General features: G+C 71.6%; 17 protein-coding genes and 1 tRNA gene. 5 read left to right on the forward strand and 13 right to left on the reverse strand.

The annotated features are described in order from the left end of the window. Positions 1-179 precede the first annotated feature (179 nt). The 3 genes from CXQ97_RS09500 to CXQ97_RS09510 form a co-directional block, all read right to left on the reverse strand. A complete protein-coding gene (locus CXQ97_RS09500) occupies positions 180-1,664 on the reverse strand; it encodes an FGGY family carbohydrate kinase (protein WP_104180636.1) in 1,485 nt (494 codons plus the stop codon). A 3-nt stretch (positions 1,665-1,667) separates the two neighbouring features. Then, positions 1,668-2,858, reverse strand: a complete 1,191-nt coding sequence (xylA, locus tag CXQ97_RS09505) for a xylose isomerase (protein WP_104180637.1) — start codon at positions 2,856-2,858, stop codon at positions 1,668-1,670. A gap of 118 nt (positions 2,859-2,976) precedes the next feature. Then, the gene (locus CXQ97_RS09510) at positions 2,977-4,014 is read right to left on the reverse strand and encodes a LacI family DNA-binding transcriptional regulator (RefSeq protein ID WP_258062455.1); all 1,038 of its coding nucleotides are present in this window, start codon (positions 4,012-4,014) and stop codon (positions 2,977-2,979) included. Between the two features lie 178 nt (positions 4,015-4,192). Here CXQ97_RS09510 and CXQ97_RS09515 point away from each other — a divergent pair, with 178 nt between their 5' ends. Together CXQ97_RS09515 and CXQ97_RS20075 are read left to right on the forward strand one after the other, a co-directional pair. Continuing rightward, positions 4,193-5,338 (forward strand): endo-1,4-beta-xylanase, encoded by a 1,146-nt coding sequence (locus CXQ97_RS09515; RefSeq protein WP_104180639.1) that lies wholly within the window; start codon positions 4,193-4,195, stop codon positions 5,336-5,338. Positions 5,339-5,476: 138 nt separating this feature from the next. Further along, a complete protein-coding gene (locus CXQ97_RS20075) occupies positions 5,477-8,515 on the forward strand; it encodes an endo-1,4-beta-xylanase (RefSeq protein WP_104180640.1) in 3,039 nt (1,012 codons plus the stop codon). 163 nt (positions 8,516-8,678) lie between these two features. Here CXQ97_RS20075 and purM read toward each other — a convergent pair whose 3' ends face one another. The 9 genes from purM to CXQ97_RS09565 form a co-directional block, all read right to left on the reverse strand. After that, positions 8,679-9,803: a phosphoribosylformylglycinamidine cyclo-ligase gene (purM, locus tag CXQ97_RS09525; RefSeq protein ID WP_104180641.1), complete on the reverse strand. Its 1,125-nt coding sequence runs from the start codon at positions 9,801-9,803 to the stop codon at positions 8,679-8,681. Beyond that, positions 9,800-11,359: an amidophosphoribosyltransferase gene (gene purF, locus CXQ97_RS09530; protein ID WP_104180642.1), complete on the reverse strand. Its 1,560-nt coding sequence runs from the start codon at positions 11,357-11,359 to the stop codon at positions 9,800-9,802. Before purF ends, purM begins: the two co-directional genes overlap by 4 nt. 69 nt (positions 11,360-11,428) lie before the next feature. Next, positions 11,429-12,565: an EAL domain-containing protein gene (locus CXQ97_RS09535; protein ID WP_104180643.1), complete on the reverse strand. Its 1,137-nt coding sequence runs from the start codon at positions 12,563-12,565 to the stop codon at positions 11,429-11,431. A 10-nt stretch (positions 12,566-12,575) separates the two neighbouring features. Beyond that, a complete protein-coding gene (locus tag CXQ97_RS09540) occupies positions 12,576-12,749 on the reverse strand; it encodes a DUF1059 domain-containing protein (RefSeq protein ID WP_104180644.1) in 174 nt (57 codons plus the stop codon). A gap of 107 nt (positions 12,750-12,856) precedes the next feature. Further along, positions 12,857-13,285 carry a hypothetical protein gene (locus CXQ97_RS20310; protein WP_258062456.1) on the reverse strand — a complete coding sequence of 143 codons (429 nt, stop codon included), beginning with the start codon at positions 13,283-13,285 and terminating at the stop codon, positions 12,857-12,859. A 19-nt stretch (positions 13,286-13,304) separates the two neighbouring features. Next, positions 13,305-14,867 carry a DUF2079 domain-containing protein gene (locus CXQ97_RS09550; protein ID WP_181035032.1) on the reverse strand — a complete coding sequence of 521 codons (1,563 nt, stop codon included), beginning with the start codon at positions 14,865-14,867 and terminating at the stop codon, positions 13,305-13,307. Next, on the reverse strand, positions 14,864-15,229 hold the full coding sequence (locus CXQ97_RS09555) for a sterol carrier family protein (RefSeq protein WP_104180646.1): 366 nt from the start codon (positions 15,227-15,229) through the stop codon (positions 14,864-14,866). The genes CXQ97_RS09550 and CXQ97_RS09555 overlap by 4 nt, the downstream gene beginning before the upstream one ends. A gap of 9 nt (positions 15,230-15,238) precedes the next feature. After that, the gene (locus CXQ97_RS09560) at positions 15,239-16,243 is read right to left on the reverse strand and encodes an asparaginase (RefSeq protein WP_104180647.1); all 1,005 of its coding nucleotides are present in this window, start codon (positions 16,241-16,243) and stop codon (positions 15,239-15,241) included. Between the two features lie 144 nt (positions 16,244-16,387). Next, positions 16,388-18,064: a molybdopterin-dependent oxidoreductase gene (locus CXQ97_RS09565; RefSeq protein ID WP_104180648.1), complete on the reverse strand. Its 1,677-nt coding sequence runs from the start codon at positions 18,062-18,064 to the stop codon at positions 16,388-16,390. A 115-nt stretch (positions 18,065-18,179) separates the two neighbouring features. On the opposite strand from CXQ97_RS09565, the gene purD reads away from it, so the two are divergent. The 3 genes from purD (at position 18,180) to CXQ97_RS09580 (ending at position 21,794) form a co-directional block, all read left to right on the forward strand. Next, positions 18,180-19,472 (forward strand): phosphoribosylamine--glycine ligase, encoded by a 1,293-nt coding sequence (gene purD / locus CXQ97_RS09570; RefSeq protein ID WP_104180649.1) that lies wholly within the window; start codon positions 18,180-18,182, stop codon positions 19,470-19,472. After that, complete coding sequence (locus CXQ97_RS09575; RefSeq protein WP_104180650.1) at positions 19,469-20,368, forward strand: phosphoribosylaminoimidazolesuccinocarboxamide synthase; 900 nt, start codon at positions 19,469-19,471, stop codon at positions 20,366-20,368. The genes purD and CXQ97_RS09575 overlap by 4 nt, the downstream gene beginning before the upstream one ends. 430 nt (positions 20,369-20,798) lie before the next feature. Beyond that, positions 20,799-21,794 (forward strand): hypothetical protein, encoded by a 996-nt coding sequence (locus CXQ97_RS09580; RefSeq protein WP_258062457.1) that lies wholly within the window; start codon positions 20,799-20,801, stop codon positions 21,792-21,794. 54 nt (positions 21,795-21,848) lie between these two features. Here CXQ97_RS09580 and CXQ97_RS09585 read toward each other — a convergent pair. Further along, positions 21,849-21,925: transfer RNA gene (locus CXQ97_RS09585), tRNA-Pro, on the reverse strand. Positions 21,926-21,943: the final 18 nt, after the last annotated feature.

Below are 21,943 nucleotides of genomic sequence, written 5' to 3' on the forward strand. Positions count from 1 at the left end.
CCATCCTCGGCGGCAAGGCCGGCATGCGCTTCCACCGCAAGGTCGACCAGGTCGGCATCGACCACCAGGCCGGCATCTGACCGACGCGTCCTCCGCGCAGGAGAGGCACCACCCCGGCGGGGTGGTGCCTCTCCTGCGTACGGGGTGCCGGTCGTCCGCGGGCCGTTCGTCGGGCTGCCCTAGAAGCGCAGCGACCCGATCGTCGACCTGTACTGCTCCCGGATGACGGGACGATGGTCGGCGGCCCGATCCTCACGAGCGTCCACGACCCAGCGCGGCCTCGACCCCGTCAGGGCCCAGGTGGCCTGCACGGCCGCGCCCCGCGCCACGTACTCGCCGGGCACGGGGATGCGCACGGGCAGGTCGAACACCTGCGCGGCGACCTCCTGCACTGCGGCATTCTGTGCCGCGCCGCCGATCAGCAGCAGGTGCCGGGGTGCGACTCCCGCGGCGCGCACGGCGTCCAGGGCATCGGCCAGCCCGCAGAGCATGCCCTCGATCGCCGCACGCGCGAGGTTCTCCCGCGTGCCCGAGGCGATGCTGAGGTTGTGGAAGCTCGCCCTCGCGGTCGGCAGGTTGGGCGTGCGCTCGCCCTCGAAGTACGGGACGACGACGACGCCGCCGGAACCCGGCTCCGAGCCGCGGGCCAGCCCCGCGAAGCCCCCGTGATCGACTCCCAGCATGCCTGCCACGGACGAGAGGACGCGGGCGGCGTTCAGGGTCGCCACGAGGGGGAGGAACAGTCCGCTCGCGTCGGCGAAGCCCGCCACCGTCCCCGAGGTGTCGGCCACGGCGTCGGCGGCGACGGCGAAGACCGTGCCGCTGGTACCCAGCGACACGACGACGTCACCCTCCTCCGCCCCGAGCCCCAGCGCCGCCCCGGCGTTGTCCCCGGCGCCCGCGCCGAGGACGATCCGGCGGTCCCCGGAGGGAAGGAAGGAGGCGTGCACGGTCCCGGCGACGGCGTCCGCGGAGAGTACGCGCGGGAGGACCACTGCCTCCGTGTCCGCTCCGGTCCCGCCGCCGCCCCGTGCCTCACGGGCCGGGCGGCCGAGCATCAGCTCGAACAGGTCGAGGTCGTACCCGTCCGCCGCCGGGTTCCAGTACCCGGTGCCGCTCGCATCCGAGCGGTCGGTGACCAGTTCCTCGAGCACCGGGCCGAGCGGTGACCCGCCCTCGGGGCCGAAGCCGCGCAGGCGCCACATCAGCCAGTCGTGCGGGAGTGCCACGGCGGCGATGACCGGGACGACGTCGGGTTCGGCGTCCCGCACCCAGCGCACCTTCGAGCCCGTGAAGGACGCCACGGGGGCGGACCCGGTCCGGGCCACCAGGGCGTCCACGCCGAGCTCGGCGATCAGGTCCTGTGCTGCGCCGGCAGAGCGGGTGTCGTTCCACAGCAGCGCGTCCCGGAGGACCCGGCCGTCCCGGCCCAGGAGCACCATGCCGTGCTGCTGGCCCGCGATCGCGAGGGCGTCGACGTCGTCCCCGAGTCCGTTCCCGGATTCCAGGGCCGCGAGCAGTGCCAGCCACCACGCCTCGGGGTCCACCTCCGTGCCCTCCGGGTGGAGGGCACGGCCGGTGCGCACCTCGGCGCCGTTCCGGGTCTCGACCACGACGACCTTGCAGCTCTGCGTCGACGAGTCGACGCCCGTGACCAGGGCCATGGGTCAGCGGGCCCCGAGCAGGTGCTCGATGAAGAGCTGCTGCAGCTTCACGAAGCCGAATCCCTTGCCGTTGAAGTATGCGTCGGCGTCGAAGTCCTCGTAGGAGGAGCGGTCTGCACGCAGGGCATCGTAGCCCTCGCCCTCGTCGAGCGTGGGCTCGTTGATCTCGGAGACGCGCGACGCGGCCAGGGCCGCCTGCACCTCGGGGTCGGCGCGGAAGGCCGCGGCACGCTCCTTGAGGAGGAGGTAGGTCTGCATGTTGGCGGATGCGGAATCCCAGACGCCGTCCATGTCCTCCGTGCGGCTCGGCTTGTAGTCGAAGTGGCGGGGGCCGTCGTAGGCCGGTCCACCTGTGGGACCGCCGTTCTCCAGGAGGTCGACGAGGGAGAAGGCGTTCTGCAGGTCGCCGTGTCCGAAGACGAGGTCCTGGTCGAACTTGATGCTGCGCTGGCCGTTGAGGTCGATGTGGAACAGCTTGCCCTGGTAGAGGGCCTGCGCGATGCCGTGGGTGAAGTTCAGCCCGGCCATCTGCTCGTGTCCGGTCTCCGGGTTGATGCCGACCAGTTCCGGGCGCTCGAGGGTCTCGATGAAGGCCATCGCGTGGCCCAGCGTGGGCAGCAGGATATCGCCGCGCGGTTCGTTCGGCTTCGGCTCGATCGCGAAGCGGATGTCGTAGCCCTTGTCGGTGACGTAGTCGCCGAGCAGGTTGACGGCTTCGCGATACCGCTCGAGCGCGCCGCGGATGTCCTTGGCGGCGTCGTACTCGCTGCCTTCACGCCCGCCCCACATCACGAACGTCTGCGCGCCGAGCTCGGCGGCGAGGTCGATGTTGTCCAGCACCTTGCGGAGCGCGAAGCGGCGGACGCCGCGGTCGTTGCTCGTGAAGCCGCCGTCCTTGAACACCGGGTGGCTGAACAGGTTGGTGGTGACCATGGGCACCACCAGGCCGGTGGAGTCGAGGGCCCCCTTGAGCCTGTCGATCTGCGCCTGGCGCTCGCCTGCACTGCAGCCGAAGGGGAAGAGATCGTTGTCGTGGAAGGTCAGGCCGTAGGCACCGAGATCGCTGAGGCGGTTGACGGCTTCGACCACGTCGAGGGGCGCGCGGGTCGCGGATCCGAACTGGTCCTGGGCTTCCCAGCCCACCGTCCAGAGTCCGAAGGAGAATTTGTCGTCGCGGGTGGGCTCGATCGTCATTGAGTGCTCCAGGGGTGTGTGTGACTGATATGTTGCCGTTACAAACATATTAGGTTTGCGCGCAGAGTCAAGGGGGCGACAACTGGTTGCGCTCCCGCCGTGAGGCGTGGCAGTCCGCTCAGGCGCCGAGGGCGCGCACACTCGCGCGGGGGATGAGCTTCGTCGAGAGCTCGATGCGCGGACTCTCGACCGGCTCGCCGCGCATCAGCCGCACGAGTGTGCGCGCCGCGAGCATCCCCATCTCGGACAGGGGCTGGCGCACCGTGGTCAGGGGCGGGGAGGCCCAGGACGCCTCGGGCAGGTCGTCGAAGCCGATCACGCTGAGGTCGTCGGGGATGCGGAGGCCCTGCTGGCGTGCCGCCTCGTACACGCCGAGGGCCATCTGGTCGCTCGCCGCGAAGATCGCGCTCGGGCGGTCCTTCCGGGCGAGCAGCTCCACGCCGGCGGCGAAGCCCGAGGCGTAGTCGAAATCGCCGGTGATCACGAGTGCGGGGTCGAACGCGAGACCGGCGGCGTCGAGTCCTGCCCGGTACCCGTCGAGGCGGGCGCGGCTGCACCAGAGGCCCGGTCGTCCGGCGACGAAGCCGATGCGCCGGTGGTTCTGCTGGACGAGATGCTCGGTGGCCGTCACGGCGCCCGTCCAGTTCGTGGCCCCGATGGTGGGCACCTCGAGGTCCGGGACGCCGGCAGGATCGATGACGATCACGGGCAGGTTGAGGCGCTGCAGTTCCGCGTGCAGGAAGGAGTCGAGATCGGTGGTGACGAGGATGGCGCCGTCGCTCGCCCTGTCGGCCAGCGTGTCCAGCCACTTGCGTGTCGAATCGGTGCCGCCGCGGCGGTGGATGGCGGACACGACCACCGACAGGCCCTCGCCGTTGAGCGCCTCCTCGACCCCGCGGATGATCTCGACCGCCCAGGGGCTGTCGAGGTCGTTGAACACGAGGTCCACCAGTCCCGACGGTGCGGGGGCCGCGGCGCCGCGGCGCCGATAGCCGTACTCGCGCAGCAGCGCCTCGACCCGCTCGCGCGTCGCCGGTGCGACGTCCGACCTGCCGTTGAGGACGCGGGACACCGTAGGGACGGACACGCCTGCCGCGGAGGCGATGGCGGAGATCGTCACCGCCGGCCGGGCGTTGTCCTGCGCATTGTCCTGCACGTCGTCCTCCTCGGCGCACCGACGCTGCAGACCTGCACCCCCGGAGCGAAATCGAACACACCCTTGACCTCTCGAGTGCGATGTTCCTAACCTACAGCAACGGTATTTCCGGAAACTTCCGGAAAAACGCCGATCAGAGTATCGGTCACCGCACCTCAGGTACCTCAAAGGAGAGCTCATGCAGGTCCGTTCATCTCTCGCCGCCGCAGTCCTCGCGTCGGCCGTCCTCCTTCCCGCGGCGGTCCCCGTCCACGCGGCCCAGCCCACCCGGGCCCCGGGTATCGAGAAGGCGAGCGACCGGAAGGACACCCTCCGCTGGGTGGCACCGCAAGACCTGGAGATCGGCACCGCCGTCGCCGGCGGCGGCCACCACGAGACACAGCCCTACCCCGACCCGTTCACCTACGACCAGGAGTACCGGGAGCGCCTCGCGGCCGAGTTCAGCTCCGTCTCGCCCGAGAACCAGCTGAAATGGGAGTTCGTCCATCCGGAGCAGGGCACCTACCGGTTCGCGGAGATGGACGCGATCGTGGACTTCGCCCAGGAGAACAAGCAGGTGGTCCGCGGACACACCCTGTTCTGGCACAGCCAGAACCCGGCCTGGCTCGAGGAGGGCGACTTCACGAAGGACGAGCTGCGCGCCATCCTCAAGGACCACATCCAGACCGTCGTGGGCCGCTACGCAGGGAAGATCCAGCAGTGGGACGTCGCCAACGAGATCTTCAACGAGGACGGTACGCTCCGCACCACCGACAACATCTGGATCCGTGAGCTCGGCCCGGACATCATCGCCGACGCGTTCCGCTGGGCCCACGAGGCGGACCCGAAGGCCACGCTGTTCTTCAACGACTACGGGGTCGAGGGCGTCAACGCCAAGAGCAACGCCTACCTCGAACTGATCCCGCGGCTGCAGGCCCAGGGTGTGCCGGTGGACGGCTTCGCCATCCAGGGCCACCTCAGCACCCGCTACGGGTTCCCGGGCGATCTGCAGGCCAACCTGCAGCGCTTCGACGCGCTCGGCCTCGAAACGGCGATCACCGAGATCGACGTCCGCATGGACGTCGCCGTGGGCACGTCACCGACCGACGCCCAGCTGGCCACCCAGGCGAGCTACTACCAGCGGGCCCTCGAAGCCTGCGTCCTCGTGGAGGACTGCAACTCCTTCACCATCTGGGGCTTCACCGACAAGTACTCGTGGGTGCCGGTGTTCTTCACGGGCGAGGGGGAGGCGACGGTCATGTGGGACGACTTCACCCGCAAGCCCGCCTACTACGCGCTGCAGGACACCCTCGAGCAGGCGTCACCGGGGCGCGGCCACCGCTAGTCGGCGGGTACCACGCAGCCATCGGGCCCTGGCAGCACCCACAGCAGCACCCACAGCAGCACCCACCGGCGGCCGCGGAATGTCCGCGGCCGCTGCCCGTCCCCTTCCCGGGACCAGGGCGAGACACCAAGGAGAACCATGAGACGACGTTGTCTGATCGCAGGAGCCACGGCCTTCGGCCTGGTCGCCGGGGCGGGCGCGCTGGCGCTGCCCGCGGCGAACGCCGAGGAGCCCGCAGTGCTCCTCAGCGAGGATTTCGAGGACGGCGCTTTCGGGCCGCTGGTCCAGAACGGCGGAGCCGCGCTGTCGGTCGTCGACGCCGACGGCGACAAGGCCCTGCTGGTCAAGGGCAGGACCAACGACTACGACGGCGTGAAGACGCCGGCCGACCTCCTGCAAGCCGGTGGTACCTACTCCTTCTCCGCGCAGGTAAAGCTCTCAGCCCCCGCCGGCACGACGACGTCCGCACGCTTCGTCGTCGAACCCGCCTACAGCTGGGTCGGCAACACCACGGTGACGGCCGATGCGTGGACCACCGTGAGCGGGACGTTCAACGCTCCTGCCGGCGCCGACCCGGCCACGCTGCGCGCCTACCTCGGGACAGGAGACCTCGGTGCACCCTACGACTACCTCGTGGACGACGTCGTGATCACCGGCACCGCCGGACCGGGTGACGGCGGGACCTGGCAGCCCACGCCGGACCCGGCCTTCATCCCCGGCGGGGCCACGAACCCCACCAGCACGCCCCTCGCCACCGCCCGCGGCACCGGGAACGTCGTCGCCCTCACCTTCGACGACGGTCCCAATCCGGGCGAGACCGCCGCGGTCCTCGACCTCCTGCGGGACAAGGGCATCACGGCGACGTTCTGCGTCATCGGGCAGAACGTCCGGGCGGAGGGAGGTGCGGACCTGCTGCGACGCATCGTCGCCGAAGGGCACACGCTCTGCAACCACGGCACGACCTTCGCGGACATGGGCTCGTGGACGCAGGCGCAGGTCGAGGCCGACCTGAAGGAGAACCTCCGCATCATCCGCGCAGCCGCGGGCGATCCCGCCCTACAGGTGCCCTACTTCCGGGCACCGAACGGCAGCTGGGGCGCCACCGGCGAGGTCGCGGCGGCACTCGGCATGCAGCCGCTCGGCCTCGGGAACGTCATCTCCGACTGGGACGGCAACGATCTCAGCGAGGCCACCCTCACGGACAACCTGCGCAGGGCGTTCACCCCCGGCGCGGTGGTGCTCGCGCACGACGGCGGCGGCGACCGGTCCACCACGGTCAGGGCCGTGACGACGGTCGTGACCGAGAAGCTGGCCGAGGGCTGGGCCTTCACGCTCCCGAGCGGCGGAGCCACCGGCGCGACACCGGGCATCTCGAGCGGCTTCGAATCCGGCACGGACGGCTGGACCGCCCGGGGCGACGGCGTGCAGGTCGGCGCCGGCAGCGACGCCCGGACCGGGACCGGCAGCCTGCTCGTCACGGACCGCACCCAGCCGTGGCACGGGGCGGCCCTCGACGTCACCGCCGGACTGCCCGTCGGTGCGGCGATGGAGGTATCGGTCTGGGCGAAGCTCGCTCCGGGCCAGTCACCCGCCTCCCTCAAGGTCTCCGTGCAGCGCGACAACGGCGGCGCGAGCGCCTACGAGGGCGTGGCCGGTGCAGCGGCGTCCGTCACCGCCGATGGCTGGACACAGCTGAAGGGCACTTACACCCTCGGGGCGGCGGCCGACAAGGTCCAGATCTATGTCGAGGGCCCCGTCGGCGTCGACTTCCTCCTCGACGACTTCACCCTCGCCCCGTTCGGCGAGAAGCCCATCCAGGCCGACGTGCCGGGACTCAAGGACGTCCTCGGGGCGGACGGGATCGAGCACGTCGGTGTCGCAATCGACGCCCGCGAGACCGTCGGCACGGCGGCGGACCTCGTCCGCAAGCACTACAACGCCTTCACCCCCGAGAACGCGGGCAAGCCCGAGAGCGTGCAGCCGGTCGAGGGCCAGTTCTCCTTCGCCCAGCTGGACCAGCTGCTCGACTTCGCCGACGCCAACGGCATCGAGGTGTACGGGCACGTCCTCGCGTGGCACTCGCAGACCCCGGCGTGGTTCTTCAAGGACGGTGCGCGTGACCTGACGAACAGCCCGGCGGACCAGGCGCTGCTGAAGGCCCGTATGGAAGCCCACATCAAGGGCATCGCCGACCATATCGACGCCCGCTACCCCGACGGGAACAGCCCCGTCTGGGCGTGGGACGTCGTCAACGAGGTCATCGCCGACGGCGACACGCCCAATCCGCACGACATGCGGGACAGCCGGTGGTTCCAGGTGCTCGGCGAGGGCTTCGTGGACGAGGCCTTCCGCCTGGCGGACCGCTACTTCCCGGACGCGGTGCTGTTCATCAACGACTACAACACGGAGATGCCGGAGAAGCGGGCCGACTACCTCTCGCTGATCAGCGCGCTCGAGGCACGGAACGTGCCGATCGACGGCGTGGGACACCAGGCCCACGTCGACGTCGCCCGGCCGGTGGAGTGGCTCGAGGACTCCATCATCGCGGTCGAGCGCCTGAACCCCGAACTGCTGCAGGCCATCACGGAACTCGACGTGAACGCCTCCACGGAGAACCGGGGAGCCGATGTCAGCGGCGCCCCGGCCGACCCCTACAGCCCGGCCTTCGAGAACGACGAGGACGCGGCAGCCGAGGTGGGCTACTACTACCGGGACCTGTTCGCGATGCTGCGGGAGCACAACGAGTCCGTCGATTCGGTGACGTTCTGGGGCATCAGCAACGCCCGCACCTGGCTGCGGACGTGGCCCATGGCCCGGCCGTGGGAGCAGCCGTTGCCCTTCGACGACGAACTGCAGGTCACCCCGGCGTACTGGGGGATCGTCGACCCGGCCAGATTGCCCGCCCGGCCGGCCGACGTGCTGGCGCCGAGGATCGCCGACCAGTCGGACGTCCAGGCGGTCTCCAACGGTGCGAGCGGCGCGAAGGTGAAGTACGCCCTGCCGTCGGCCATCGACACCCTCGACGGCGTGGTGCCGCTGACCTGCGACCCGGTACCGGGCTCGCGCTTCGTCATCGGTGCGACGACGGTCACCTGCACCGCCACGGACGAGGCGGGCAACACCCGCACCAGCTCGTTCGACGTCGTCGTCACCCGCAAGCAGCCCGGGAAGCCCTGACCCGTCCCGGCACGACGAAGCCCCTGTCCTCCTCGGAGGGCAGGGGCTTCGTCGTGCGGAGTCGGAGTGCGTGCGTCCCGCCCGGTCGGCCGGGTACCCGGTGGGCATCGCGAACGCCCAGGGGCCGGCGATCCGGGGGACCGGGTGACCGGGTGACACGGGGTCAGGAGGCGTATGCGCCGACCAGCCGCACCGATCCGCCGTCGACGCCCTTGGCGCCCTGCACGTAGTCCGGACCGTCGGTGCTGCCGCCGCTCGCGGACCGCACGCCGCCCATGACCCAGGACGGCACGCCCGCGGCATTCAGCTGTGCGAGGGCGGCATCCGCGCCGGACGCGCCGACGATCGCCACCATGCCCACACCGAGGTTGAGCGTGCGCTCGAGGTCGGGCAGGGGTACGTTGCCGAGCTGCGAGACGAGCGTGAAGATCGGCGGGAGCCCCCAGGTGGAACGGTCCACCGTCGCCTCGAGTCCGCGGGGCAGCACGCGGGCGAGGTTGGCGGCCAGGCCGCCGCCGGTGACATGGCTGAAGCCGTGCACCTGCGCGGCGTCGGTGCGGGCGAGTGCCAGGCAGTCGGCGGCATAGACGCGCGTGGGCTCGAGGAGTTCCTCGCCGAGGGTCCGCCCGAGCTCCGACACCTGCCGGTCGAGCGCCCAGCCCGCCTGGTTGATGACACGGCGCACCAGCGAGTACCCGTTGGAGTGGAGGCCGGAGGACGCCATGGCGATCACGACGTCGCCCTCACGGACGCGTTCCGGGCCGAGCACGCGGTCCGCCTCGACCACGCCCGTCGCGGCTCCCGCGACGTCGTACTCGTGCTCGCCGAGCAGGCCCGGGTGCTCCGCGGTCTCCCCGCCCACCAGGGCCGTGCCCGCCGCCGAGCAGCCGGCCGCGATGCCGCGGACGATGTCCGCGATGCGTTCGGGGACCACCTTCCCGCACGCGATGTAGTCGGTCATGAACAGCGGCTCGGCGCCGACCACCACGATGTCGTCGACCACCATCCCCACGAGGTCGAAGCCGATGGTGTCGTGGATGTCCATGGCCTGCGCGATCGCGACCTTGGTGCCGACACCGTCGGTCGACGTCGCGAGGAGCGGCCTCGTGTAGGTGAGGAGGCGGGACACGTCGAAGAGTCCGGCGAAACCGCCCACCCCGCCGATGACCTGCTCGCCGTGCGTGGCCCGCACGGCGTCCTTCATGAGCTCGACGGCGCGGTCACCCGCCTCGACGTCCACTCCTGCGCTGGCGTACGTGATGGGATTGCGCAGCTGATCCAGGCTCATACCCGCTCTTTCTTGTCCTCGTCGGTCAATACGGCCTCGAACTCGGCGTCGGGCCCGGGATCGCATCCCGTGGCGCCGACCTTGTCGGCGGGGTCCAGCCGCTCGAGCAGGTTCTTGCCCAGACGGTCGTCGTCGGGCAGGGCGATGGGGTAGGTGCCGGTGAAGCAGGCCGTGCACAGGCGTTCGCGCGGCTGCTGCGTGGCGTCGATCATGCCGTCCTCGGAGATGTACGCGAGGCTGTCGGCACCGATCGACGTGCTGATCTCGTCGATCGCCGCGCCGTTGGCGATCAGCTCGGCGCGGGACGCGAAGTCGATGCCGTAGAAGCAGGGCCAGCGCACGGGCGGCGAGGAGATCTTCACGTGGACCTCGGCGGCCCCCGCCTCGCGCAGCATGCGGACGACGGCCCGCTGCGTGTTGCCGCGCACGATCGAGTCGTCGACCACGATGATGCGCTTGCCGCGGATGACGGACTCGAGGGCGTTGAGCTTGAGCCGGATGCCGAGCTGGCGCAGTGTCTGGCTGGGCTGGATGAAGGTGCGGCCCACGTACGCGTTCTTCACGAAGCCGTGGGCGAAGGGGATGCCGGACTCCTCCGCGAAGCCGACGGCGGCGGGGGTGCCCGATTCGGGGACAGGGATCACGATGTCCGCTGCCGCCGAGTTCTCGCGGGCCAACTGCCGGCCCATCTCCACGCGGGCCTCGTACACCGAGCGACCCGCGATCGCGGCGTCGGGCCGGGCCAGGTAGACGTATTCGAAGACGCACCCGGCAGGGGTCGGTGAGGCGAAGCGGCTGCTGCGCACGCCGTCCTCGTCGATGGCGATGAACTCGCCGGGCTCGATCTCGCGGATGTAGCTCGCACCCACGGTGGCGAGGGCCGCCTGCTCTGAGGCGACGACCCAGCCGCGCTCGAGACGGCCGAGGACCAGCGGGCGGACACCGTAGGCATCCCGCGCCGCGTACAGCGTGCCTTCGTCCATGAAGACGAAGCAGAAGGCACCGCGGATGCTCGGTAGCAGCTCAAGGGCCGTCTGCTCGAGCGAGCGGTCGTCGTCGCCGCCGAGGAGCGCGGTGACGAGGGCCGTATCCGTCGTGTTGCCCTGCGCCATCTCGCCGGCGCGGGGCTTGCCGCCGCGGGTGAGGACCATCTGGTAGAGCTCGGCCGAGTTGGTGAGGTTGCCGTTGTGGGCCAGGGCCACGGTGCCGGCGGCGGTGGCGCCGAGGGTGGGCTGCGCGTTGGCCCAGTGCGAGGAGCCGGTGGTGGAGTACCGGCAGTGGCCGACGGCGATGTGGCCGGTCAGCGTGTTGAGCGTGGACTCGTCGAAGACCTGGGACACGAGCCCCATGTCCTTGTAGACGTTGATCCGGTGGCCGTCGCTCGTCGCGATGCCCGCCGATTCCTGGCCCCGGTGCTGCAGCGCGTAGAGGCCGTAGTAGGCGAGTTTTGCCACCTCCTCGCCGGGAGCCCAGACACCGAAGACGCCGCAGGCGTCCTGTGGTCCTTTTTCGCCGGGGAGAAGATCGTGGGAGAGTTGTCCGTCGCCGCGCACCATGCGGCCATTCTCTCATGCTGGGCGGCAGCCACCGGCGCGGATGTGCGGCGCCGGTCCGGCCGCCACCCGTCAGCCCGAAGGTGTAGGAAGCCCGCCGGCCATCCGTCCGATGAGCCGCTCCATGCGGGCGATGCCCACGAAGCGGCCCGCGTTGTCGGTCACGAGCAGCGGCGCGAAGCGGGTGCCCCGCTCCCGGGTGATGGATCGCATGAGGGCCTCGTCGACGGGCGTGTCCACGTTCACGACCATCCCGGGGGTGACGATGCCCAGGCCGGCCCCCTCCTCGGTCAGGATCGCGACGGGTCTCCGTCCGTCGAGCAGCACGACGTCGGTGAGGAACGGGTTCGCCGCGAAGAGGGCGGCGGCGGAGCCGGGGGACACCGCGGTCGCGACGGGTTCGATGACGCCGCGCACCGTGGACGCGGGAGCGGTGCGGGACCGGGACGAGAGGCGCAGTGCGAGGTCGACGTCCAGTGCCTGCCAGGGCGGGGCCGGACGACCGAGGAGGTATCCCTGGACGAGCGGGACGCCCAGCGCCGCCAGGGCGTCGAGCTCCTCCACTCGCTCGACGCCCTCCGCGAGGACCCAGGCATCGACCCGGCCCGCGAACAGCCCGAGCATCTCGATCAGTGCCCGCTTCGCCTCGTCGACGTCGATGTCGCGCACGAGTTCGCGGTCCAGCTTGATCATGGAGGGACGCAGTGCGAGCAGGTGCTGCAGCCCCGCGTACCCGGACCCGGCGTCGTCGACGGCGATGAGCGCCCCGGCGGCGCGCAGGGACTCGACGTGCGGTTCCAGCTCGAGGTACGAGTCGATGGGGGTCTGCTCCGTGAGCTCGACGACGACGCCGCCCAGGTGTCCCTGCTCGGCCCACACGCTGCGCACGGCGGGAGACGGCAGCAGCCGGGGCGATACGTTGACGGTGAGGAAGCAGTTGGCGGGCAGGCTGCCGCGGTGGGCGAACGCGCTCCGCAGCGCGGCCGCCTCGAATGCTGCAGCACTCCCGGACCGGTGCGCCCGGGCGAACCACACCTCGGGGTCCTTCTCCGGATAGCCGGGGAATCGCGTGAGCGCCTCGTAGCCCACCACCGTGCCGCGCACGGTGTCGATGATCGGCTGGTAGGCGGAGGCCAGTCCCTCGCCCGAGCAGGCACGGGCGAGTTCAGCGGCCTCGTGCGCACCCTGGTCCTGGCGCAGCGCCGGCACGGAGGCAGGGTCAGACAGGGACGATGCTGCCGCGGATCGCGCGGACGAGGTCGGGCGGGAGCTCCGTCAGCCCGTGCACGGACAGGGCGTGCGCGCCGACGCCCGCGAGGATCTCGTCGTCCGTGCCGCACACCCAGCGGGCGTCGCACCCCGGGACCACGTCTCCGCATGCAAAAGCCTTCATGAACTCTTCCTCTTCCCGGTACGACGGTGGACCCCCCACCCCTACTGTCGTCGGCGGGGGAGCGGCCGTTAGCAGATCCGCCGGGACGATCCTGCGGCGGGGAGGCGTCAGGCCGCGTCGTCGTCGTACGTGCGCTCCGCGCGGGCGCGTTCGGCTCGCCGGACGCTGCGCCGGTCGACGAGGAGGACCAGCAGGGCCGCGAGGAGCAGCCCGGGCAGGGCGAAGGCCACCGTGAAGAAGCCGAGGATCGATTCGCGGGTGAGCGTGGGGTCGTCCGGTCCGGTGTAGGCGACGACGAGCGCCGCTGTGAACCCGACGAACGCGCCGAGCAGCATGAAGGGGACGAACTTCGGCGCCCTCCGGATGGTCACCTCGCGGTAGGCGGGTCCGGCGGGGGCCTCGCCGCGGACGGTCGCGCCCCGATCCGTGTCCCGGTCCGTGTCCCGGTCCGCGGGCCCAACGACCGGCGCCGGACCGTCGCCGCGCGGATCGGGCTGCTCGGGAGTGCTGTGCGGCAGGGGCTGGTCGGAGGTCATGGTTTAAGGCTACCGGGCGTCAGCCTTCGCGTTCGACGAGCTGGTAGCCGTCCTCGCCGAAGACGAGCGTGTAGTCGGTGCCGGGGTAGCGCTGTTCGGCGTGGGCCTCGGCATCACCCGGTCGGACGCCGCCCCAGCTCCAGTCGTCGGCGTCGACGATCAGGTAGTCCGGGGCCGGATTGGTGTTGCCGAGCCAGTACACGCGCGCCTCGGGGGTGAGGTAGGCCATCAGCACCACCCCGCTCTCCACCGTCGATCCGGCGGGGATGAGGTCCATCATGCGGTGGGCGGCGTCCCAGCGCTCCGACGGCCGGTAGGTCTCCGGTTCGGCGAGGACGGCGAACTTCTGGGCGGGCAGCAGGACGAGGCAGGCCGCGACGGCTGCGGGGACGCCCGCGAGGGCCGCGGTGCGGACCCAGGCGCGGGGGTCCGTCCGGAGGAGATGGACGCCGTCCACGAGCGCGAGGAACAGCACGGGCATGAGGACCGCGCTGTAGTGCCACTCGTGCCCCCAGTACCATTCCTCGCTCGAGGCGAACCGCCACAGGAGGGTGGGCACCAGCACGAGGCCCAGCGGTGACCGGAGGAACAGGAATCCGCCGGCGACCAGGAGGAGCAGCAGCGTCTCGTACTTGGCGGTGCCGGAGACGAGGCCGACGACGGCGTCGGCAGGATCCGCGGCCATCCCGCCGACGTCGATCCGGTCCGAGTAGTCGTACTGGCCGGCAGCGTTGAGGGCGGGCAGGATCACGCGGACGGAGACGACCAGCCACAGCGCACCCCAGGCGGCCAGCCACAGCCCGGCGGGGGTGCGGAGCCGCCACGCGAGGACCAGCCCCAGCGCGACGACCGTCAGCCCCAGGTCCTCCTTCACGAAGACCAGCAGCCCGCCGGACACGACGGCGGGCACCACGCGCCGCAGCAGGACGGCCTCGAGGCTCAGCGCGAGCAGGGGTACCGCGAAGGCGATCTCGTGGAACTGCGCGGCGACCGCCGACTGGAGGCCCCAGGACAGGGCGTAGGCGATCCCGACCGCGATGCCCGCGACCGGCCCGAGGAACCGCGTCCCCGCCCTGGCGACCACGGCCACCGAGAGTCCGAAGAGGAGGTCCTGCACGATCAGGAGGGTGAGCCCCGACGGCGCGAGCGCGTAGGCGGGCGCGAGGAGGACGAGCAGCGGGTGGAAGTGGTCGCCGAGGAGGTTGAAGCCCTCGCCCTTGATGGGCACAATCGGCGCACCGAATCCGGCATAGGCCTTCGCGAGCTGCGTGAAGATCCCGAGGTCCCAGGACGGCGACGCCAGCTGGTTCCACTGGGTGACGGAGAAGAGGATGTAGAGGGCGGCCGCCGCGAGGCCCGTCAGCCAGGCCCCGGGTGGCTGGCGGCGTACCGCCGCCGCGGTGCGGGTGCGGAGCGATTGCGGGCCGCCCTGGGGTCCCGTGTCCCTCGCACCGCGGACCCGTGCCGTCGAACCGTGCTGCCGGCCGTGCAGCAGGTCGTGTCGCTGGTCGCCGCGCGCCTGTCCTGCCGGGGCGGCCGATCCCGTCGCGGGGGCCGGATCCACGGACCTGTCGGTGCTCACGCGGGGCGCCGGAAGAGGGGAAGCCACGCGCTGAGGTCGGCGCGCTGGCCGGACGCCGCGACCTTCCCTGCTGCGAGCGCCCGAGGCCAGTCCGTGCCACCCGTGACGAGATCGAGCCAGGTGGCGGCGTCCGTCTCGACGACGTTCGGGGGGGTGCCGCGGGTGTGGCGCGGGCCCTCGACGCACTGGGTCACCCCGAAGGGCGGCACGCGGACCTCCACGCTGTTGCCGGGCGCGAGCTCGGCGAGCTCCTCGAGGGTGAACCGCACGGCGGTCGCGAGTTCCGTGCGGCGGGCCGAGCCGGCGGCCACCTGCGCCAGTGCCCGGTGGCCGTCCTCGGGGGTGATGCGTCGCCTCGCCACGGTGCTGCCCTAGTCGAGCAGTGCCATGACGGGGGCGGCGAGCCGCATGCTGCCGACCGGGCGTCCGCCGCCGAGGATCGGCCGCACGACCTTCCCGAGGACCTCTCCCACCTTCTCGGCGTCGATCGCGCCGGAGGCCGCGAGGAGGGTCAGCCCCACGAGCGTCGCCGCCCGCGCATTGCCGTCCAGCACCTTCAGGGCCAAGGCAGCCCCGGTGGGCGCGGCCAGGACGAGGACGCCTTCCGCCCCGCTCTTGGCGAGGACCCCGAGGTCCTCCATGACCACGGAGTTCTCCATGCCGTTGCCGTGCACGGCCCAGGGGTAGTCGAGCATCGCGGTGGCGATCGTCGCAGCACGCGCGTCGGCGTGCTTGTCGGAGGGCGCCTTCGCGATCCTGCCGATGCCGCGCGCGAGACCCGTCAGCGAGACGGCGGCCACGGGCGCGCCGCACCCGTCCACGCCCCACGCGGCCACGGTCTCCTCCGTGTACTCCTCGATGACCGAGGCCACCGACTGCTGGAGCGGGTGGGTGGGCTCGAGGTAGGTCGCTGTGTCCCAGCCGTTCTCGGTGCACGCCCACAGGAAGGCGGCGTGCTTGCCCGAGCAGTTGAACGCGATGCGCTGCCTGCCCTTCCCGCTCCGGACGAGGTGGTTGCGCGCCTCCTCGTCCTGCGGCCAGTCCTCGGGGCACTGGAGGTGTTCCTCGGTGACGCCGGCGGCATCGAGCATGGTGCGCACCACGTCCATGTGTTCGGTGCTGCCCACGTGGCTCGCCGTCGCCAGGGCCACCTGGGGGCCGCGCAGCGGCACGCCGGCCTTCATGCTCGCGAGGGCCTGGAACGGTTTGAGCGTGGAACGGGGGAAGATCGGGCTCGTGATGTCCCCGAGCCCGGTCACGACGGAGCCGTCGGCCGCGAGGACGACGGCGGCACCCACGTGGCGGGACTCGATGAAACCGTTGCGTTCGAGGACCGCGAGGTCCACGGCGTCGGCCGTGGTGAAGGTGGAGGGCATGGGTCCAGTATTCCCTACTCGATTCCCTCCCCGTCGTGCCGCCCGGGGTGCACCGGGCGGCAACTGCGCCCACCGGAGGGAACGGGTCATCCGGGGGGCGCAGACCTGGTGGGCGTCACCGCTCCTGGTTCTTGGGGGCCGGTGTCACTTCACGGTGAACTGGACCGTCTGCCAGCCCGAGGCGCCGTCCGGGACGGTCTCGGCGCGCTCCTCGGTCTGGAGGCCGTCGACGCGGTCCGTCGCCCGCGCACGGACGGAATGGAGCCCGGATCCGAGGGTCAGTTCGTGGGACCACTGGCGCCACGTGTCCACGGACGCCTCGGCCGCGAGTGTCACGTCCTCCCAGTCCCCGCCGTCGACGGAGACCTCGACCTTCCCGATGCCCCGCTGCTGCGACCACGCGACGCCACCGATCATGACCTGGCCGGCGTCGACCGACGCGAAGGACTCCGGGACCTCGACGCGTGCCATGGTCTTGATGGGGCCCTTCTCGGACCAGCCGCGGTCCGTCCAGTACGCGGTCCGGTCGGCGAAGCGCGTCACCTCGAGGTCGACCACCCACTTGGTCGCGGAGACGTACCCGAACAGGCCGGGCACCACCATGCGGACCGGGAACCCGTGCTCGACCGGCAGCGGCTCGCCGTTCATGGCGATGGCGAGGATGGCGTCGCGGTCGTCCTGGAGGACGGGCAGCGGCGTGGAGGCGCTGAAGCCGTCGGAGCTCGTGGACAGGACCATGTCCGCGCCGTCGAGGGGCTTCGCCCGGGCGAGGACCTCCCGCAGCGGGTAGCCGAGCCACTTCGCATTGCCGGCGAGGTAGCCACCCACGGGGTTGGACACGCAGGTGAGGGTGATGTGCCGTTCGATCAGGTCGGCGTCGAGGAGGTCCTGGAACGAGAGCTCGAACTCCTCCTCGACCATGCCGTGCACGCGCAGCACCCAGTCCTCGGTGGTGAGCTGCGGGACGCTCAGCGCGGTGTCGATCCGGTAGAAGTCGCCGTTCGGCGTGACGAAGGGCGTCACGCCCGCGACGGGGGACTGCACGCCGGCAGGGAGGGCGGGTGCCGGGCTGGCCGGCGCGGGGAACTGCAGGCTGTCCCGGACCGCGGCGATGTTGGTGCGTGCACCCGCGAGCAGGCGTCCGCCGCCTGCGGCCGCCGCGGCGACGACGGCCGTGACGCCGGCGGCGGCGAAGAATCCGCGGCGCGAGGTGGAGCCCCGTACGGCGGCGGATCCCGCGGCGGAGGAGGTAGCGTGCCCGCGGGGCTCGGTGATCGCGACGGTGGTGCGCTCGCCCGCGGAAGCATCGAGCCGTCCGCCTCGGGCGGCGTCGGGTGGGCTGACGGCAGGGGTGGCCGCGGGTGCGGCGGCGCGGCGCAGCCGCGCGGTGAGCCACCGGAGGGCGAGCAGGCCCGCCGCGGTGCCGACGACGGTCGGGACGGCGTCGGGCAGGGAGGACCCGGCGCGCGTCAGGACACAGGCCAGGATGATGGCGCCCATGAGGAGGACCCCGGCCACACCCAGCACCCACCTGCGGAAAGCCACGATGCCGAGGACTGCCGCCAGGAGCGTGATCGTCACGCCCATCCCGACCAGCAGGGCCAGCTTGTCGTTGGTGCCGAACGTCGCGATCGCGAAGTCCTTCATCCACGGCGGGGTGAAGTCGATGAAGGTGGAGCCCATCGCGACGATCGGCGTGGCGCTCGCGCGGAAGAAGGCGCCGGCGAGTTCGGCGGTCCCGAGCACCACCCCTGCGGCGAGGATTCCGGCCAGGGCGGCCAGGAGGGAGGTGCCGCGGCGGCGCTCGGGGAGGTTGCTCATGGAAAGTATTCGGAGAGGGGTCGAGGGGGTATGGGTACGGGAGGCTCCGTAACAGGCGATCATCGGGGCGCCGGACGCTGGGTGGGCCGTGCCCCCTCCAGTACGCTGTCCTACTGTGAAGGTTCTTGTGCTGGGCCCCGGAGGCCGCGAACATGCCCTCGTCCGGGCCCTGCTGGCCGACCCGTTCGTGCGGGAGGTGCATGCGGCTCCCGGCAATGCCGGGATCGCCGAGGACGTCCCCACCCATGACGTCGACGCCGACGATCCCGCCGTCGTCACCGACCTCGCACGCAGGCTGGGCTCCGACCTCGTGGTCATCGGTCCCGAGGCTCCCCTCGCCGCAGGGGTCGCCGACGCGCTGCTCGACGCCGGCATCCCCGTCTTCGGCCCGACGAGGGCCGCGGCGCAGCTCGAGGCGTCGAAGGCCTTCGCGAAGCAGGTCATGGCCGCCGCCGGTGTCCCGACCGCGATGGCCCGCGTCGCCGCGACGGACGAGGAGGCGAACGAGGCGCTGTGCACCTTCGGCGCTCCCTACGTCGTGAAGGACGACGGGCTCGCCGCAGGAAAAGGCGTGGTGGTGACCGACGACCTCGACGCCGCCCGCGCCCATGCCTCCGCATGCTTCCGGGCCGGCAGCACCGTGATCATCGAGGAGTACCTCGACGGCCCCGAGGTCTCGCTGTTCGTCCTGTCCGACGGACGCACGGTGGTGCCGCTCGCACCCGCACAGGATTTCAAGCGCATCTCCGACGGCGACCAGGGGCCGAACACCGGCGGCATGGGCGCCTACTCGCCGCTCGAGTGGGTACCGGCGACACTCGTCGAGGAGGTCCTCACGCGCGTGGCGCAGCCCGTCATCGACGAGATGGCGCACCGCGGCACCCCCTTCGCGGGGGTCCTCTACGTAGGACTCGCCCTCACCTCGCGCGGCGTGCGCGTCATCGAGTTCAACGCCCGCTTCGGTGATCCCGAGACGCAGGCCGTCCTGGCCCGCCTCACGACGCCGCTCGGCGGGGTGCTGCTGGCGGCCGCGAAGGGCTCCCTCGACCAGATCGATCCGCTCGTGTGGTCGCCGCAGGCGGCGGTCGCCGTCGTGCTCGCGTCCGAGAACTACCCCGACACCCCCGTGACCGGCCGGCGCGTCCGCGGCCTGAAGAAGGCCGCGAGGGTCGACGGCGCCCGGGTGCTGCATGCGGGCACGGCGCTGCGGGACGGCAAGGTGGTCAGCGCGGGCGGGCGGGTCCTCGCCGTCGTCGGGCTCGGGGACTCCCTCGAGGACGCACGGGCCACCGCCTACGAGGGCCTCTCCCTGATCGAACTCGAGGGCGGGCAGTCCCGCACGGACATCGCGCTCCGGGCCTCACGCGCCGAGGTCGCGGTCAGCGGTCCCGCGGGTGCTCCGGCATGAGCGGGTTCGCGCCCACGCACCCCGAGCTGCCGGGCTGGCGGCACGTCTACTCCGGCAAGGTCCGCGACCTGTACGAGCCCGAGGACGGGCGCGAGGACGTCGTGCTCGTCGTCGCGAGTGACCGCATCAGCGCCTACGACCACGTGCTCACCACCGGGATCCCCGACAAGGGGCGCGTGCTGACCCAGCTCAGCCTCTGGTGGTTCGAGCGCCTCTCCGGCATCCCGAACCACGTGCTCGCCTCCGACGCGGCCGGCGGGGTGCCCGCCGCCGTCGAGGGCCGGGCCATGATCTGCCGGAAGCTCATCATGTACCCGATCGAGTGCATCGCCCGCGGCTACCTGACCGGCAGCGGACTGCTCGAATACCGGGCGTCGCGGACGGTCTGCTCGCTGCCGCTCCCCGAGGGGCTCGTGGACGGATCCCGCCTGGAGCCCGCGCTCTTCACGCCGTCGGCCAAGGCCGAGGTGGGCGAGCACGACGAGAACATCACCTACGACGCCGTCGTCGTGACCGTGGGCGACGACGCCGCTGCCCAGCTCCGCGGGCTCACGCTCGACATCTACACGCGCGCCGAGGCCATCGCCCGGGAGCGAGGGATCCTCCTCGCGGACACGAAGGTGGAGTTCGGCCTCGACCCCGCCACGGGGCGGATCACGCTCGGCGACGAGGTCCTCACGCCCGACTCCTCGCGCTTCTGGGACGCCGCGCTCTACGCGCCCGGCCAGGCGCAGCCGTCCTTCGACAAGCAGTTCGTGCGCGACTGGCTGACCTCCGACGCCTCCGGCTGGGACCGCAGCTCCGAACCGCCCGCGCTGCCCGACGACGTCGTCGAGCGGACCCGCGCCCGCTACATCGAGGCGTACGAGCGCCTGACGGGCCGCGCCTTCGCCTGAGTCCCGACGGGTGCCTGGTCACCCGGCCTCGGGGGGCGCACCCGCCGTCGTTCCCGGCTTTCGTGGCCGTACCGCTGCATCTGCGGCGTGTCGCGGCGGGACACGCTCGTCCCGGCACAGGAACCGGGAACGACGACGACGGCGGGCGACCGCCTACAGCGGGCCATGACGACGGGCCATGACGACGGGCCGAGGCACGCCGGGAGACGGGGACGATGCCCGGCTGCGGATCGTTGTGCTTCCGGTCCGGCTCGCAGCCCGGTCGGCGCCCCGGCCTCCAGGGCCGTCACGAGAACCGCCGATCCGGCGCAGCCCGAATCGGCACAGGACTGCAGCGTCATGCGACACAGCTTGCGACACAGCTTTATTCGACACAGCGCCGTGCGGCTCCTCAGGGCCACGACCGGCGCCGAACCCCTCGAGGAGCACAGTGAATAGCACAGTGAACAGCACCCAGCACACCCCGCGCCGCCCGGCGGCCACCCGGCGCACGGCCCGGGCGGCCGCCGCCGTCGCCGCGACCGCCCTCCTCCTGCCGCCGTCAGCCGCCGTGGCCGCACCGCCGACGTCGTCCGTCCAGGCGTCGGTGCCCTCCCACCGGCAGGACACCAGCATCCCGCTCCCCGGGGCGTCCTCCGCCGAGGGCATCGCCAAGGGCAGGGGTTCCACGTTCTACGCGGGCGACCTCGGCCGCGGGGACATCTTCCGCGGCGACCTCCGCGACGGGACGGCCGAACTGTTCATCGACGCGCCCGAGGGCAGGGCCGCCGTGGGCCTCAAGGCCGATGTGCGGGACGACCTGCTGTTCGTCGCGGGCGGAGCCACGGGCCAGGCCTACGTCTACGACACCCGCACGGGCGACGAGGTGACGGAGTTCCAGCTCGCCACGGGCGACGCGTTCATCAACGACGTCACACTCACGCGGGACGGCGCCTACTTCACCGACTCGCGGCGCGCGGAGCTGTACTTCGTCCCGGTGGACGACCGGGAGTTCGGTGAACCGCAGGCGATCGCCCTCTCAGGACCGGCAGCAGAGGTGACTCCCGGCTTCAACCTGAACGGCATCACGTCGGTCGACCGCGGCAGGACCCTGATCGTCGCGCACTCGGCCAACCAGTCCCTTTACACCGTGGATCCGGAGACGGGCGGGAGTGCGGTCATCGAGACGGGTGCGCTGCCGAACGTCGACGGCATCCTGGCCAAGGGGGACACCGTCTACGCGGTCCAGAACCGCAGCAACCAGGTGAGCCGGATCGACCTGTCGAGGGACCTGTCCCGCGGGGAGGTGGAGGACGTCATCACGAGCCCGCTATTCGACGTGCCCACCACGGTGGCACTGTTCGGCAACACCCTGGCGCTCGCCAATGCGAAGTTCGGCGCGGTGGATCCGGGCGGCTACGAGGTGGTGACGGTCTCCGCGCGCTGAGCGGAGCCGGACGAACCAGAGGCCCGCCGGCTGGTGCCGGCGGGCCTCTGGTGCTGGTCGGGGTGACAGGATTTGAACCTGCGACCTCGTCGTCCCGAACGACGCGCGCTACCAAGCTGCGCCACACCCCGATGTCGCTCCCGGGAGGC

This window comes from Arthrobacter sp. B0490 (assembly GCF_002929355.1).
Classification (GTDB): Bacteria; Actinomycetota; Actinomycetes; order Actinomycetales; family Micrococcaceae; genus Arthrobacter_D.

Bases quoted from the DNA above. Each gene is read 5' to 3' on its own strand.
- CXQ97_RS09500 (WP_104180636.1), bottom strand. From the start codon at position 1,664: ATGGCCCTGGTCACGGGCGTCGACTCGTCGACGCAGAGCTGCAAGGTC.
- xylA (WP_104180637.1), bottom strand. From the start codon at position 2,858: ATGACGATCGAGCCCACCCGCGACGACAAATTCTCCTTCGGACTCTGG.
- CXQ97_RS09515 (WP_104180639.1), top strand. From the start codon at position 4,193: ATGCAGGTCCGTTCATCTCTCGCCGCCGCAGTCCTCGCGTCGGCCGTC.
- CXQ97_RS20075 (WP_104180640.1), top strand. From the start codon at position 5,477: ATGAGACGACGTTGTCTGATCGCAGGAGCCACGGCCTTCGGCCTGGTC.
- purM (WP_104180641.1), bottom strand. From the start codon at position 9,803: ATGAGCCTGGATCAGCTGCGCAATCCCATCACGTACGCCAGCGCAGGA.
- purF (WP_104180642.1), bottom strand. From the start codon at position 11,359: ATGGTGCGCGGCGACGGACAACTCTCCCACGATCTTCTCCCCGGCGAA.
- CXQ97_RS09540 (WP_104180644.1), bottom strand. From the start codon at position 12,749: ATGAAGGCTTTTGCATGCGGAGACGTGGTCCCGGGGTGCGACGCCCGC.
- CXQ97_RS20310 (WP_258062456.1), bottom strand. From the start codon at position 13,285: ATGACCTCCGACCAGCCCCTGCCGCACAGCACTCCCGAGCAGCCCGAT.
- CXQ97_RS09560 (WP_104180647.1), bottom strand. From the start codon at position 16,243: ATGCCCTCCACCTTCACCACGGCCGACGCCGTGGACCTCGCGGTCCTC.
- CXQ97_RS09565 (WP_104180648.1), bottom strand. From the start codon at position 18,064: ATGAGCAACCTCCCCGAGCGCCGCCGCGGCACCTCCCTCCTGGCCGCC.
- CXQ97_RS09575 (WP_104180650.1), top strand. From the start codon at position 19,469: ATGAGCGGGTTCGCGCCCACGCACCCCGAGCTGCCGGGCTGGCGGCAC.